The sequence below is a fragment of the Cyclobacterium xiamenense genome (assembly GCF_900109255.1).
Taxonomy (GTDB): Bacteria; Bacteroidota; Bacteroidia; order Cytophagales; family Cyclobacteriaceae; genus Cyclobacterium; species Cyclobacterium xiamenense.
Window position 1 is genome coordinate 1 of sequence record NZ_FNZH01000006.1, and the last position, 15,193, is coordinate 15,193.

13 protein-coding genes and 1 pseudogene are annotated in these 15,193 nt (G+C 48.8%); 3 read left to right on the forward strand and 11 right to left on the reverse strand.

The window, feature by feature from the left end:
• Positions 1-592: 592 nt before the first annotated feature.
• Genes BMW71_RS17305 through BMW71_RS17320 form a run of 4 tightly spaced genes read right to left on the reverse strand, consistent with a single transcriptional unit; the run spans position 593 to position 5,385 of the window.
• Positions 593-2,176, reverse strand: a complete 1,584-nt coding sequence (locus BMW71_RS17305) for a 3-keto-alpha-glucoside-1,2-lyase-like domain-containing protein (protein WP_092176906.1) — start codon at positions 2,174-2,176, stop codon at positions 593-595.
• A gap of 41 nt (positions 2,177-2,217) precedes the next feature.
• Positions 2,218-4,410, reverse strand: a complete 2,193-nt coding sequence (locus tag BMW71_RS17310; protein ID WP_092176909.1) for an outer membrane protein assembly factor BamB family protein — start codon at positions 4,408-4,410, stop codon at positions 2,218-2,220.
• 20 nt (positions 4,411-4,430) lie between these two features.
• A complete protein-coding gene (locus BMW71_RS17315; RefSeq protein WP_092176912.1) occupies positions 4,431-5,039 on the reverse strand; it encodes a Uma2 family endonuclease in 609 nt (202 codons plus the stop codon).
• Between the two features lie 25 nt (positions 5,040-5,064).
• Positions 5,065-5,385, reverse strand: a complete 321-nt coding sequence (locus BMW71_RS17320) for a hypothetical protein (RefSeq protein ID WP_092176915.1) — start codon at positions 5,383-5,385, stop codon at positions 5,065-5,067.
• A 669-nt stretch (positions 5,386-6,054) separates the two neighbouring features.
• On the opposite strand from BMW71_RS17320, the pseudogene BMW71_RS24145 reads away from it, so the two are divergent.
• The 3 genes and pseudogenes from BMW71_RS24145 to BMW71_RS17335 form a co-directional block, all read left to right on the forward strand.
• Positions 6,055-6,189: pseudogene (locus BMW71_RS24145) on the forward strand (T9SS type A sorting domain-containing protein); the annotation flags it as partial.
• Between the two features lie 41 nt (positions 6,190-6,230).
• A complete protein-coding gene (locus BMW71_RS17330; protein ID WP_092176921.1) occupies positions 6,231-6,821 on the forward strand; it encodes a hypothetical protein in 591 nt (196 codons plus the stop codon).
• On the forward strand, positions 6,821-7,261 hold the full coding sequence (locus BMW71_RS17335; protein ID WP_092176924.1) for a transposase: 441 nt from the start codon (positions 6,821-6,823) through the stop codon (positions 7,259-7,261). Before BMW71_RS17330 ends, BMW71_RS17335 begins: the two co-directional genes overlap by 1 nt.
• A gap of 193 nt (positions 7,262-7,454) precedes the next feature.
• Here the strand turns inward: BMW71_RS17335 and BMW71_RS23760 are convergent, their stop codons facing one another.
• The 7 genes from BMW71_RS23760 to BMW71_RS17370 form a co-directional block, all read right to left on the reverse strand.
• Positions 7,455-7,724 carry a PIN domain-containing protein gene (locus tag BMW71_RS23760; RefSeq protein WP_177179693.1) on the reverse strand — a complete coding sequence of 90 codons (270 nt, stop codon included), beginning with the start codon at positions 7,722-7,724 and terminating at the stop codon, positions 7,455-7,457.
• Between the two features lie 79 nt (positions 7,725-7,803).
• Positions 7,804-8,412: a Uma2 family endonuclease gene (locus BMW71_RS17345; RefSeq protein ID WP_092176930.1), complete on the reverse strand. Its 609-nt coding sequence runs from the start codon at positions 8,410-8,412 to the stop codon at positions 7,804-7,806.
• Positions 8,413-8,672: 260 nt separating this feature from the next.
• Positions 8,673-8,942: a PIN domain-containing protein gene (locus BMW71_RS17350; protein WP_092176933.1), complete on the reverse strand. Its 270-nt coding sequence runs from the start codon at positions 8,940-8,942 to the stop codon at positions 8,673-8,675.
• 79 nt (positions 8,943-9,021) lie between these two features.
• Positions 9,022-9,630 (reverse strand): Uma2 family endonuclease, encoded by a 609-nt coding sequence (locus tag BMW71_RS17355; protein WP_092176936.1) that lies wholly within the window; start codon positions 9,628-9,630, stop codon positions 9,022-9,024.
• A 192-nt stretch (positions 9,631-9,822) separates the two neighbouring features.
• The gene (locus tag BMW71_RS17360; RefSeq protein WP_092176939.1) at positions 9,823-11,748 is read right to left on the reverse strand and encodes a sulfatase family protein; all 1,926 of its coding nucleotides are present in this window, start codon (positions 11,746-11,748) and stop codon (positions 9,823-9,825) included.
• Positions 11,745-13,379 (reverse strand): sulfatase family protein, encoded by a 1,635-nt coding sequence (locus BMW71_RS17365; RefSeq protein WP_218145600.1) that lies wholly within the window; start codon positions 13,377-13,379, stop codon positions 11,745-11,747. Before BMW71_RS17365 ends, BMW71_RS17360 begins: the two co-directional genes overlap by 4 nt.
• A 99-nt stretch (positions 13,380-13,478) precedes the next feature.
• Positions 13,479-15,188 carry a RagB/SusD family nutrient uptake outer membrane protein gene (locus BMW71_RS17370; protein WP_092176942.1) on the reverse strand — a complete coding sequence of 570 codons (1,710 nt, stop codon included), beginning with the start codon at positions 15,186-15,188 and terminating at the stop codon, positions 13,479-13,481.
• Positions 15,189-15,193: the final 5 nt, after the last annotated feature.

The window sequence follows — 15,193 nt, forward strand, 5'->3', positions numbered from 1 at the left end:
TCCAAGTGTCCTGTTCCAATGGTTGCACGCTTCTGGAAGGATAACCCGGGCCAAATGAGAACCAACATTAAGCATAACGGGATAATTTGGATGCAGAATTGAGGGTTGACTTTTTAGCGATTGGCTATTATCTTTAAAATGTTGGTTTTCAAAGATGTTTGAACGAAGCTATTGGGTATTCCGGTGATGTTGCCACTATTCCGGAAGGGTACCCTCGAGAATAAATCCCCGGACAACGTTTATCTACCAGTTCCCGAAAATCATGAATAACACGCTCAAAAACGGAAAACTAAGAAATCGATTTATAATCGGAAGTATTGGCATGGCCCTTTTATTGATGGTATTTGGATCGTACGGGTCTTTTAACCCTTTTGAAATCGGTTTTTACACCTCGGTAGGGGCTGCAATAGCATGGTTCTATTTAAGCTATTATGGCTTTAAATGGTTGCTGGGAAGGAATAAAACCTGAATAATTTGTTTATTCACCTTCTGACAAAATACGTTTCATCCGTAGCAGGTTCAAACTAGTGGACCTGCTACTTTTTTATTCCAAACCGGTTGGGTTTGAAATTAATAAGGAGTGCGGATTCAGCTACTCCCCGAAAAACTCCTTCCAGACTTCCGCCTTCAGGGTCTTGTCTTCGGTGCCGGTATAGATCAGCAGGCGGTAGCGGATGGTTTCCGACTCTCCGGCAGCCAGGCCCCAGTCGCCCAGTATTTGCCGGGAAGGTCCCAGGCCCATTTGGCTGTCTACCCGCCAGGGGGTAGGGAAAGCCGCATTGTCCGGATGATCCAGAATGGCAATACGGGCAAAGTCATCCCGCCCGTCTAGCTGTATCCCGATATCGCTCCAGATGGCCCGCTGTCCCTCCAGCTCCATGCCCCGGTGTCCGGAGGCACTTACGATCTCTCCCACCGTCTCCGGTATCCAGGGCATGCGTACAAAAAGGCCTCCCACATAGAATTTTCCCATCACCACATCCATTTTGGCCTCCCCCTGCCATTCCAGGTCCAACAGGTAACGATCGGCATAGGCCTGCAGGGACCAGTTTTGGGTTTCTATCATCAGTATGTTTCCTTCCTCATCGAGCATCTCGTACACGGTCTGCCAACGAACCGTTTCCCCATCGTCCTGAAGAACGTCTGCCGATACCCGTCGCCAATAATCCCGGTTCCAGTTCATAAAATAATCGCGCTCGTTTACCCGCTTTAAGCCCCAGTATATGCCCGTTTGGTGGGGATGGTGGTCCGGACGGTACTCGGTTAGCTCTCCCCTGCCGTCCGGAGCCAGAATGGGATGCAGGTAGGGCCGTTCTTCCGGTTTTGCCCGTTGGGTCAGGATGGGTGCTGATTGGTCTCCCGCATGGACGGCGATACGGCCTGCTTGCCGATCTTGTTCAATGCGAAGGGAAAGGGGATTCTCCGCCCGGGGAGCCCCGGAGGAAGGCAGCAAGCTGACCACCGGCACCTGGTCTTCCATTGGGCTGAGATTCAGGCTTCCCTGCTGTATGCGGATGTTGCGAAACCGAATGGAAAAACTTCCCTGCGGATCGTTTTCATTGTTGGCATGCAGCTGCAGACCGATAAAGCCCCGGAGGTAGCGATCGTCTTCCAAATGGGCTACGGGCACCCCATTCACCCAGGTTCGAAGTATCGGGCCCACTGCTTCTATGCGGTAATGGTTCCATTGGTAACCGTTTTTATCGTCCCGTTTGAAAGCGGCCTTTGCTTCCGGGCCCATTTTTTCCGGCGGGTAGATCCAGCCACGCTCGGCCCCTTCTTCGTAGATGGCCCCTCTCCACTGCTGGGGCTTGGGATCGACTTCCATCTGATAGCCGTGCACCCGGCCGTTTTTGTATTCGGGATAGCTCTGAGAACGAAATTGAATACCCGAGTTATTCATCAAGGTATCCACGGATACTTCCAGCTCGAGCACAAAATCTCCAAATTGCTGTTCGGTACACAAAAATCCGTTGGGTTGGCCCGGAACGGTGCTCCCAACGATCATCCCGTCCTTTACCTCCCATTTATGGGCTCCGTTCAATTCCTTCCAGCCGCTAAGATCCTTGCCGTTGAAAAGGGATTGCCAGGTCTGTTCCTGAGCCAGGAGAGAGAATGGCGCCAGGAGGGTTGCAAACAGGAGCAGTACAAAGGGAGCAATGCGTGTTATCGTCATCGTTTTTTTGGGTTTATGGTGGTAGTAAATGCGCTAGTCCATCAATCGGGCAGGGCAAAGGCAATGACCGAATCCCCGTGTGGGGTGCCGTTTTTCCCTCCCCCGCCGGCGGTAATAACCAGGTATTGTTTTCCAGCTACCTGGTACACGCTGGGTGTTGCGTAACCGCCTGCCGGGAGTTGGTATTCCCACAGTACCTGCCCGGAAAAGGTATCAAAGGCCCGGATCTTTTCATCGGGCGTTCCGGCGATGAATACCAGGTTTCCGGCCGTCGCCACCGGACCGCCAAAGCTTTTGGCGCCGGTGTTTCGAATGCCTTTGGCCACCAACTCGGGGTATTCACCCAGCGGGACTTTCCACAGGATTTCACCCTTATCCAGGTCCACGGCGTTGAGGGTTCCCCAAGGTGGAGCGATGGCGGGATAGCCATTCTGATCCACAAAGAAGGGGGCTACGTTGGCGTAGCGGGGTGCTTTGGTCGGGTTGGAGCCGGATTCTGCGGGCTGGTCTTCCTCTAGCTGCCCGGGGCTGCTTTCCAGGTAAACCAGCAAATCATCCAGCTGCCTATCCGAAAACTGGCCAAAAGCGGGCATCATGCCCCGGCCATAGCGCAATACGGATTTGATGGAATCCCCGCCAATCTGCGGGTTTTGAAGGGGCGGGTACAAGGGAGGATTGCCGACTTTGTCGATCCCGTGACAGGCGGTACAGGACCTGTTGTACAGGGCTTTTCCGCGTTGAAGCGGGGAGGCCGAAGCGGTATCTGATTCGGCGTCCATAGGTACCAGGCTGTGAATGGTAGGTGCTTCGTTGATATTGACGTATAGGACATTGGTGCTGGGATCAAAAGCCGCTCCACCCCATTCGGCTCCGCCCTGATGCCCGGGCATGGTGATCACCCCTGCCCGGGAGGCAGGGGTATACAGGGAGCCGGTTTCGTGCTTTCGGAAAATCTCTAAAACATATTCCCGGGTTTCGGGGGTAATGTTACTCAGGTCGGCTTCCCGAAGACTGGTCCGGTTGAGTGGCGGTGGTTTTAGTGGAAAGGGTTGGGTGGGCCAGGCTTCTTCTCCGGGCACCTTCGAAGGAGGAACGGGCAGATCGACTACCGGAAACACCGGTTCTCCGGTTTCCCTATCCAGAACAAAGGTAAATCCCTGTTTGGTCAGTTGCACCACGATATCCCGGGCCGCACCGTCTGCCGTGACAGTGGCCAAGATGGGGGCCGGAGGCAAGTCGTAATCCCAGATGTCGTGGCGCAGGGTTTGGTAATGCCAGATACGCTTTCCCGTGTTGGCATCGAGTGCGATCACGCAATTGGCAAAGAGGTTTTCTCCCTTGCGCATGCCACCATAGATAAAATCCGGCGCGGGGGAACCGGTGGCCAAGAAAACCCAGCCCCTTTCCTCATCCACGGTTAGCCCGCCCCAGGGATTGGTACCGCCATAGCTTACGCCATCTTCAAATTTCCAGGTATCGTACCCAAATTCCCCCGGCTGGGGTATGGTATGGAATATCCAACGAAACTCGCCGGTTAGTGCGTCGTAGCCCCGGACGTCCCCGGGAGTGGAAGGCGCTCCTTCGGGCGTTCTTCCCCCAATGATAAGCATGTCTTTATACACCATGCCCTGGGTGGTGGCCTCAAAGTCTACTTCTTCCGGATCCTGGGGCAGGTTTTTGCGTAAATCGATCCAGCCGTTTTCACCAAAGGAAGTGATCAGATCACCGCTGATGGCATCGATGGCATAGACCCGATCCTTTACGAAGTTCAGGATGCGTTTATTTTCTCCCTTTTCGTCTTCCCAGTAGGTGAGTCCGCGGTTTCTACCCCGAAAGGGGCGTTCGTCGTTTCGGTAGGTATCCGGGCGAAACACCCACACTTCCTCCCCGGTGGTGGCATCCAATGCGACGGCATTTACTTCCGGCGTGGTGAAATAAAGCAGACCGTCTATAATGATGGGATTGGCATACATGCCCGGTCCCACGGGATTGCCGTGCTTGTATTCCCAGACTTTTTCCAGTTGCTGCACATTTCCGGCATGGATTTGATCCAGCTCGGAATATTGGATACCGGAGGAGTGGCCCCGGTAAATCCCCCAGTCCGAATGGTTGTTAAGCCGGCTTTGGTAAGCCGGATCCGGGGAGGTGTCGGGCTTATTCGGGGCACAGGCAAAAAAAAGCAGGGAACAAAGGAGAAGAGGCAGGTAGTAGCTTTTTGGGTTCGTAGTTCTCATTTAGGTCATTGATTTAAAAGCTATTCCATATCTCCAAAAAACTCCTCCAGATCCAATGTAAAGCCGATGAGAACCGTTGACTCCACCACATCTCCTGAAGTAAAAAGCCGTGAGGGAACGTATTTTCCGTCGACGAGGCTGTAGATAAGCAAATCCTGCGTCTCGGGGTGAATGATCCAATATTCGCGGACACCGTTGGATTCGTAGAGGGTAAATTTATGTTTCAATTCGACTTTACTATTACCGGGAGACAGGATTTCCACGATCAGGTCGGGGGCTCCGATACAGCCCCGGTCATCCAGTTTTTCGGTATCGCAAATGACACAGATGTCCGGTTGTACCACATCGTGAATTTTTTCATCCTCTTTTGAGACCTTTGGAAAACGCACATCAAAGGGGGCATCGTAAACTTGACAGGGCTTGTCTTCCAGAAAGTAATATAGTTTAGATGCCAACTTTATTGAAATATGCTGATGATTGCGCTTCGGGGCAGCGGCTGCCTTTTTAAAAATTTTTCCCCTAATCAGTTCCACCACTTCCTCCATCTGCCAAGTCAGGTAGTCAGCATAGGAATAATGGGTGTATTCCAAATCCGGTTCTTTGACGGTATCGTCTTTTTTGGCATTCATAAAATAAATATAATGAATTCAGCCATTATTTGCCACCATCAATCCACCTTTCGCCGCTCAGGAAATAGGGCAATGGCATCATCGATGATGCGCTGGGGATAGCCCAATCCAGTTCCGGAATCAGTCCCACATCCCTGGTCTCCACCATCCAGCGATCTAGTTCTTTAGACAGGCTTTTCACCCTGGCTTTGGATGCCGGCTGTTCGACAAGGCTATCTACCTGCCAGGGGTCTGGTCCTGTATCAAAGAATTGTTCCAGGGGTTTGGGTTCGTAAAATAGGGATTGAATTTCATTGGTATTCCCAGCCTCATAAGCCGCTTCATAGGCCCGCAAATTGGCTGGCACCTGTCAAGGCAGAACATCTGGAAACCAGAAGAAATGTGGGCATTAATAGTGCCTCATCCAAAGAAGCTGATGAGGATCAATCTGAAATAAGCATAGAACTCCCCAAAGGCGTATATACCGGTAGTAGAATTGGTTTTAAGATTGAAACTTTGCCATAATTCATAGGATAATAATTTTTTTCAGCGGTACCTCTTTTCAGACGGGTTAGAACCGTCTGACAAGTAATCACTTACGACCTGGGAGTCTCGCAATTATGAACATGCTGTTTTAAAAGTTAGCGGTTTAGCCATTCTGCTGTAGGGAAAAAATGAATCGCTTTGCTTTTACCTGTCTTCGACTGATTAAATGAACATTTTACCAATAACCTTTAGCATTTAATGCTGTATTAAAAGAATTTTACTTTACAGATATAAATTTTTTTAGTGTAATAGTGTTGTTTATTTTATTTATTGTAAATAAATTTATAAAAAAAATAATTATGAGTACTTTTACCCCCCCGCAATATTTAAATCGGCCAAGGTTTATTCTATTCTTAGTTTTGGCATCTATCTTTGTTGAAGATTTAATCGGACAAACTGTAAATATTTCAGGTCCGACAACTGTTTGCCCTAATAATTTCCACCCAAGTGGAAACCCAAACCTTAATGGGCATAATTATATGATAAACAGGAAAAATCGGTGCGTACAGCAGAATCAAGATCGGGAAAAGTGAACCTGGATACAAATAATCTGCAACCTGGCACTTATTTTCTTCATATCCATAATGGAAAAGAAGTTTTGACCAAACAGATAATCGTTAAATAGCTGGATTATGTTATGACTCAGCCAATAAAACTATAACCAAAATGTCACTAGCCAAAAAATATATATTCTGCGCTCTCATCAGCCTTTTGATACTTGCCGGGGATAAATTGCTCGCCCAGTCTGAGACAGAGAAAAAGGCCGATATTTTCACGGCAAAAAACTCCGTACATTCCGAAATACTTGGGAACTCTGGTGGCTATGCGCTTAATTATGGACGTATCCTTCACCAAAAAAACAGGATGAAACTTTGGGGAAGTGCGGGTTTTTCTTTGCGTCGTCGTGGAAGTAGTGAGCCCATATTTTCAGCCCATTGGATCCCATACTTTCCGGCAGAGATTACAGTTTTTTTGGGAAAGTCCAAGCATAATTTGGAATTAGGAGCCGGGTTCTATACCTTACGTAACAGATCCTATACCGTTGACGAAAGTTTGCCGAAATTTATTAGAGAAGAAATACATTGGGATCAGTTTATTCTGGCCAGGATAGGTTATCGGTATCAAAAACCTGAAGGAGGCTTCTTTTTCAGGGCTGCCTACACTCCCGGGATTCAATTTTTCAATTCAGAAACCAGGGGGAAGGAGGTGTTCTATAGTCCATTCCTGATTGGAATCAGTTTAGGGTATAGTTTTTAATGGATGTCACTAGCCAAAAAAACTATATTCTGCGCTCTCTTTTCTATCCTGAAAAGGTCTCGGTGGACAAACTATATGCCACCCGGCAAAATAGGAAATGGCTATATGAAAGGGGGATCAAAATATCGGCCAAGCCTTTGGGCAGGCCTTCGGCAAAGGCGGTGGAAAACCACATAAGCCCGGGGGAGCGTAATCCGATAGAGGGCCTGTTCGGCAGGGCAAAAACTGCTTACGGCATGGACCGCATCAGGACCATGTTGGCCAGGACTTCAGAATCGCGGATGGCATCAATTATTTTGGTATTGAAAAGCGTCTGTTGGATTTTCTCTCAACTGAAAATTGTTGTCACCCAGAAGAAGGATGGTTTGTTATTCAGGACCTTGGTCCATAAATGGCCAACCTTTTTCCTGGGCTTCAACAAAGTTACCCAACAGGAATAAATGCGAAAGACCGAATGGTTAGTTTTTGCAAAATTTTAAGGAATTGTAGCAGGGGATATAAAAACCTTTCTGTCCCCGACCTATAAAATCATCTGGCAGGTATTATCCGACCGTTTTTGAACCTTGCAAAAGGCTGACAGAAAACAGTCACGCTTTAGACCATTCCATGCCCGGTTGGCTTATCAGGGACAGATTAACTTGCTATGGCCCAATTTTCATAAACCAAATCAGGTACTCGCTGGAATTTCCTACTAATGTTTGTAATAAGGGTCATCTTCCTGGATATAGCCTGTGCGGCAATCTGAAGATCATAGGGTCCGATGCCTTGCCCCTTTCTTTCCAGTTTCGCACGAATTTCTCCACAGGCGATGGCATCGGCATCCATAAATGAAATAAATTCAAATGGAGCAAGAAATTGAATCAATGCATCCTCGTTTGTTTGCTGCCGTTCACTTTTTGCCACCCGGTTATCTGTAAACCAACCATTTGCAGGAAAAGAAATACATTTCCGTAGTAGGTAGAACACAGGTAACGTTTTATCGCTACTCCATATCCCGAAAAAACTCCTCCAGATCCAATGTAAAGCCGATGAGAACCGTTGACTCCACCACATCTCCTGAAGTAAAAAGCCGTGAGGGAACGTATTTTCCGTCGACAAGGCTGTAGATAAGCAAATCCTGCGTCTCGGGGTGGATGATCCAATATTCCCGCACGCCGTTGGATTCGTAGAGGGTAAATTTATGTTTTAATTCGACTTTACTATTACCGGGAGACAGAATTTCCACGATCAGGTCGGGGGCGCCGATACAGCCCCGGTCATCCAGTTTTTCGGTATCGCAAATGACGCAGATGTCCGGTTGTACCACATCGTGGATTTCCTTATCCTCTTTGGGTTTTTTCGGGAATCGGACATCAAAGGGTGCGAAATAAACCTCGCACTTTTTTCCTTTTAGAAACCCCGCCAATCGATAAGATAATTCGACAGATACTTTTTGGTGAATCCTTTTCGGCGCTGCGGCGGCTTTTTTAAAGATTTTCCCCCTAATCAGTTCGACCACTTCCTCCATCTGCCAGGTCAGGTAGTCGGCATAGGAATGGTTGCTGTATTCCAAATCCGGTTCGTTGACGGTATCGTCCTTTTTGGTATCCATGGTTAAATATAACGATACAGGCGATTTAATTAAAAAGAATTAACTTTTTATGGTTGTCCTCGCTTCTATCTAACGACCGAGTGGCAGGGTTTTCTCGAAATTTCCAGGAGTTGTAGCGAGGGATTTAAATACCTTTCTTTCCCCGACCGATTAAAGCATCTGGCGGGTATGATCCGACAGTTTTTGAACCTTGCAAAAGGCTGACAGAAAACAGTCACGCTTTAGACCATTCCATGCCCGGTTGGCTTGTCAGGGACAGATTAACTTGCTATGGCCCAATTTTCATAAACCAAATCAGGTACTCGCTGGAATTTCCTACTAATGTTTGTAATAAGGGTCATCTTCCTGGATATTGCCTGTGCGTCTATCTGAAGATCATAACGGCCGATGCCTTGCCCCTTTCCTTCCAGTTTCGCACGAATTTCTCCACAGGCGATAGCATCGGCATCCGTAAATGAAATAAATTCAAATGGAGCAAGAAATTGAATCAATGCATCCTCGTTTGTTTGCTGCTGTTCACTTTTTGCCACCCGGTTATCTGTAAACCAACCATTTGCCTGAAAAGGAATACATTTCCGTAGTAGGTAGGATACAGGTAAGGTTTTAGCGCTACTCCATATCCCGAAAAAACTCCTCCAAATCCAGTTTAAATCCCTTTATCACCTTTGACTCCACCACATCTCCTGAAGTAAAAAGCTTTGAGGGAACGTATTTTCCGTCGACGAGGCTGTAGATAAGCAAATCCTGCGTCTCGGGGTGGATAATCCAATATTCCCGCACGCCGTTAGATTCGTAGAGGGTAAATTTATGTTTTAATTCGACGGTGCTATTACCGGGAGACAGGATTTCCACGATCAGGTCGGGGACGCCGATACAGCCCCGGTCATCCAATTTTTCCAAATCGCATATCACGCAGATATCTGGCTGAACGACATCGTATATGCTTTTATCTTCTTTAGATGAGGTTGGAAACCGCACATCGAATGGGGCAGAATAAACCTGACAAGCTTTGTTTTCTAAAAAAACATAAAGCCTGGTAAGGAGTTTTGCCGAAATACGTTGATGGATGCGTCTGGGAGCAGCCGCAGCTTTCTTAAAAATCTTCCCTTTGATCAATTCGACCACTTCATCCATCTGCCAGGTCAGGTAGTCGGCATAGGAATGGTTGCTGTATTCCAAATCCGGTTCGTTGACAGTATCGTCCTTTTTGGCGTTCATGATCTAAATATATCGATTTTGAGCCAGTGAAGAAAGGCCGGCATCTTCCTCGGGGAAAACGTAACTCCCGATTTTTTTCAAAAGGGCTAACGGCCGGTTTTGGGGTACCTGTTTTATCAGAAGGCAAAGCGGATTTTACCCCTCCCGAAACCTCGATGGGATACTAATCTTTTTTAGCCGTTACTGTTTCCTTCAATACACCTTCCTCCGTTTTGGGAAAAGTGCGATTGCATCCTCGATAATGCGCTGGGGGTAGCCCAAATCAGATCCGGGGTCTCCGGATTCAAATTCTTTATCTTTAAATGCCTTCCAATGATCAAGGCTAAGTCGATCATCTGTGTGACTGTATTGGAACGCATGTAAGGCTTGAAGCAGTACATATCCATTGTCCGCAGCATGGGCTTCCCTCATGATTGCTTCGAAAGCGGTATCCGGATCCCCGACTACGGCGAGTGCCTGTGCGGCCATAATTCTATTAGCCGCAAATTCGTCCTTATCTACGATCGTTTTTAACTGGCGTTGAAGGCTATTGCGCTGATCCGGGTGAAGAAAAGTGCCGTAGGCTCCCCAATACCGGATGATGGGGTTTTTATCCGTTAGGTACGCCAGTAAATTTTCGGAGCTTCCGGCCGTTGCGGATTTGGCGGCCTCCAGTATTTTTTGAATGGGATAATCGCTGCTTTGAGCAAAAGCATGTAAGGTTCTATATTTCTTTCCTGCACCTATCAGTTCATGAACCATGGGTTCCGGAATCAGTCCCACATCCCTGGTCTCCACCATCCAGCGATCCAGTTCTTTTGACAGGCTTTTCACCCTTGCTTTGCTTGCCGGCTGTTCGACAACGTTATTTACCTGCCAGGGATCATTTTCTGTATCAAAGAATTGTTCCAGGGGTTTTCGCTCGTAAAATTGCGACTGAATCTCATTGGTTTTTCCAGCTTCATACGCAGCTTCGTAGGCCCGCCAATTGGCTTGTACCTGGTACCCGTACCTGGAATCCCTGCCCAGGGGACGGTGAGGCATGAAATTTCGGATGTAGTAATACCGTCCGTCGGTAATCGCCCGGGAAAAATCATACCGCTCGCCCATCCGGTCTCGGATAAAGTGGACAAAATCGGGCGATTTTTCGGCCTTGTCTCCCAAAAAGGCCCTTCCCTGCATATTATCCGGGATTTCACAACCGGTGATGGAAAGCAGGGTGGGCGCCAAATCCACAAAACTCACGAGGGATGCATCCACAGCTCCAGCGGGCACCGATGAGAGTTGTTTCCACTTGTCGGGAAGGTGAATCAATAAGGGTACCTGGGTACCCCCGTTGTAGATGTACCGCTTGGAGCGGGACAATTGCCCGCCGTGATCCGAATAGAAAAAAACTACGGTATTGTCGGCAAGACCTGCTTCCTCCAATTCATCCAGTAATTCCCCAACTTGCCTATCCATCAAGGTGATCAGGTCGTGCAAGCGTGCCCAATCTTCCCGGATCTCCGGCAAGTCGGGATGATAGGGAGGTAATTCGATGTCCCGGGGATCGATGCGGGGTTTTTCGGGAATCAGGTTATTTTCTACGTAATGGCGAATCCGGCTTTCGCTGAGCTGGCTTTCGTGGGTAACGGTAAGGTTGAAAACCGCAAAAAAGGGCTGATCGGACCGTCTGTTTTTGTAATGGGCGGTATTGCTGGATTCATCCCATAGTTCGGCGTCATCGTTGTACGGAGAATTGTAATCCTTTTTGCTGTTATTCGTGCAATAGTAGCCTGCATCCCGCAACAATTTCGGGTAAACAGGAATTTCTTCCGGTAAGGGTACCTTTGAACGCATCTGATGAGTCCCGATGGAAGACGCATACATGCCGGAAAGAATGGTGGATCGCGCGACTGCGCAAACGGGTGCATTGGCATAGGCCTGGGTGTAGCGAATCGAGCGTTTTGCCAGCCGGTCCAGGTTGGGCGTATGGGCCTGCACAAAGCCATAACTCCCCAGATAGGGACTGATGTCTTCACAGGTGATCCAGAGTACGTTGGGTCGGTCGGGGGACATTTCCCTGGCCAAAACCCCTTCAGCTAACAAAAGAACCAATAAGACAACAAATCCCTTTACGGGCAGGTGTAAATTGCTCATTTTAAGGTACTCCCTTCGATGGGTTTTGGAAATTCCCGCATGGGACTGTAGCGCAGGTAGGAGTCAAAGACCTCCGGATCAGGCCCCACTACCCGGGGATCGTTCGTTTCCCGGAGTTCGGCAAGTAAGGCCTCGCGCATGGTTTCTTTGATACCCGCATAGTCTGGGTCGTCTGCCAGGTTGTTCATGCATTCGGGGTCCGATTGGAGGTCGTAGAGGAGCACTTCCGGAATCTTTTCGAAAGCTGCTTCAAAATACGGACGCACGGTTTCATCGTTCCGGTTTTCTACCAGGTACGACTTGGTAGGTGCCGCATCCACGTCGGTAAATGCCCAATCGGAACGGTGCTCGCCGTTTTCATCTATTCCATAAAGGGGAAGCAACTCCTCCTCGTTGTCGGGATTGATGCGTTGGGGAGCTCCGGCGGGCCAGCGATCGGGTTTCATGTTCCAGATCAGCAAGTGATCCTGGCTGCGGATGACCCGCTGTGGGTAACCCCAATTTTGGTAGCGGGACGCAGAGTGTCGCTCACGACCGGAGAACACGTACTTTTTCGCTGGATCGACGGTCCCTTGTTCGGAAGACTCCAAAATGGGGCGAATGCTGACCCCGGTCATCGGCAGCATTCCTTCCGAAGGGGTTTGGGTCAGATCCAGAATGGTAGGCGCCAGGTCGATGAAGTTGATGGGATCGTCCACGGTGCGGCCTGGAGGAAAGGCCTCGGGATAGCGAATGGCCAGGGGAACGTGAATGCCGTAGTCGTAGCCATTGGCTTTGGCTCGGGGAAAAGCCATGCCGTTATCGGAAGTGACAATGACAATGGTATTGTCCAGTTCGCCTTTCTCTTCCAGGTAATTCAACATGTCTTGTAGATGCTGGTCAAACCATTCGATTTCGACGGCATAGTCCAGCAGATCTCCCCGGACAATGGGGTGGTCAGGCAGAAAGCCGGGAACTTCCGCATCGGATAGTTTTTTATCGGTGCGTTTCCAGGAATCCTGCTCAAATGCCCGGTGGGGTTCCGTGGCGCCGTACCAAAAGAAAAACGGATCATCGGCTTCCCGGACGTTTTCCATGAAGTACTTGAAATTCTCAAAATAATTCAGGGTATTGATTTGCGCGGCGGGGCGGGTATCTCCTTCGCTGCCGGCTTCGTAGCGAATCCGGCTATGTTCGATCCCGGCAGCATCCGTTTCCCTCCACAGGGAATCGTTTTCGTCCCGAGCATACCGGAAGGGGGACACCCCCTTTCCGGTACGACCGGTGGTATAGCCATTGTCGGCAAGCAGGTCCACAAAAGGCACGTGTTTTTTCAACCAGGGAGCGGCATGTTGACCGGATTGTTCGTTTTGCCAGTGGTGGCGACCGGTAATGATGCTGCTCCGGGAGGGCGCACATCCCGGAGAACCGGCAATGCAATTGGTAAAAAACACGCCTTCCCGGGCCACCCGGTCAAATCCCGGAGTATTGACAAATTTGCTTCCGGCGAAACTGGTATGGGCAAAGGACTGGTCATCGCTGATCACGAAGAGGATATTGGGGGAGCGTTTTTCGGTTTGTTCTTCTGCGGGCGAACAACCAAAAAACAATGGAACGGCGAGCAGCGCAAGTAGTTTTAATGTTTGCATCATGGAATAGGTACTTGGTTTCGGGTGTTACAGTGTTAATTGGGCATAAGATACTGAAATATTCGGTTATTTTCCGAATTTGTAGAACGAAGAAGCACCGACCTATTCGGCGGCATATCCGGGATTTTGTGCTAGTTGTGCTCCTGTATTTCTTTCAATCTCAGAAAAAGGGATGGGCCACAGGTTATGGTAAGGCTGCACGTCCACCCCGAAATTGGTCACATCGGGCCGGCCTTCGCAGTACCGGTTGGTCCGTTCGTAGAGTAGGCCCAGGCGGTTGAGAGTCAGACGCCGCTTTTCTTCAACCCCGAGTTCCCGCATCCGTTCATCCAATATAAAATCGATGTCCACTTCCTCCGGCGTTACCAGTTTAGCATTAGCCCTGGACCTGACCACATTGATGTCGTTGGCAGCTTCCGTCAATTGGTTATTGCCAAGATAGGCTTCTGCGCGGAGCAGATAGGTTTCTGCCAGGCGGATATGGTATTGGTCACTATAGGTAGTCCCTGCCGTTGAAGAGTTCAGCAATTTCAATGCTGCATCTACAAAGAGTTCTGGGGGATGCTGTCCGGGGGTAGTGACTTTGGATTGGTAGGGATAAAAATACCGGATGGTATCATCCAATGATTGTCGGAATAAAGGCATATGGTCAGAAATCTTTTGACCGTACCATACGGACTCAGGATTATTGAACAAAACGTCCCGAACAAAATTGTATTCAGAATTTCTCATATCTTCCCAATCGTAGTGCCAAATCCCATAATTAAAATGATTGGTACCTCTGAACCGGCCGATTCCCCGGCCACCCGTATAATCCGATACTCCCTGTGGGAGGAATGGGGCTACCCCTGATGGGTCACGAACGATAAAACTCCAGGGTCTGGGTGCATGGTCTCGCTCCAGCTGTGGACCTATTTTAGAAGATGAGGAAATAGCTCCGCCAGGTACATCCACTTCGTATTGCCAAACCCATATTCCTTCTGTGTTTCCCACGTTCCTATTTTGGTTAAACCTCCGGAACAGATCCCAGTACACGTCTCCTGGTTCGCTGGAAAGGGATCCAAAGCGTTCGGTCATTAATGCTGTATTTGGATCATTGATCACCATGCTGGCGGCCTCAATCGCGTCGTTCCACTGTTCCAGTGAAACGTACACCTCAGCCAACATATGGTAGGCAGCTAAGTTATTGATTTCGCCATCACGAACTTCGGTAATTCCAGGAAGGTGAGCGGCTGCAAAAGTTAAATCTTGAGCTGCCTGAAGGTAAACTTCCTCTCTGGTAGCCCTGACATAATCGGTTTTTGGAGAACTCACTTCCTCTAACTCCAAGGGCACCCCACCGTACAGATGAGCCAAATTTCGGTAGGCGAAACCTCGGAACAACCTTGCTTGCGCTTCAATAACAGTTTTTTGCTCATTATTCATTTGCGAGTTTTCCATCCGGTTTAAAATGGTATTAGCACCAGAAATTACCCGGTAATATTGCCGCCAATGGAATTCCACCATGCCGCTGGTGGGCAGTAAAGTGGCTAAATAAGAACCGAATCGCACATTGAGTTGATTGGCACCATTATAACCCAGATCGGTCCCATAGATATAATCCAGCGGCCGGTGCTCGCCATCGGATAAAATCACCCTGGATTGGTCATAAAGCGCATAAACGGCAGCATTAAAGTCAGAGAAGGTAATGTAGGAATTTTCCGGGCTGGCAAAATCCAACGGAACTTCTTCTAGAATGGCGGATTCATCACAACCCGAAATCCCAATGGCCAAAATTCCTGCACAAAGTATGATATAATTGAATATTTTCATGATTC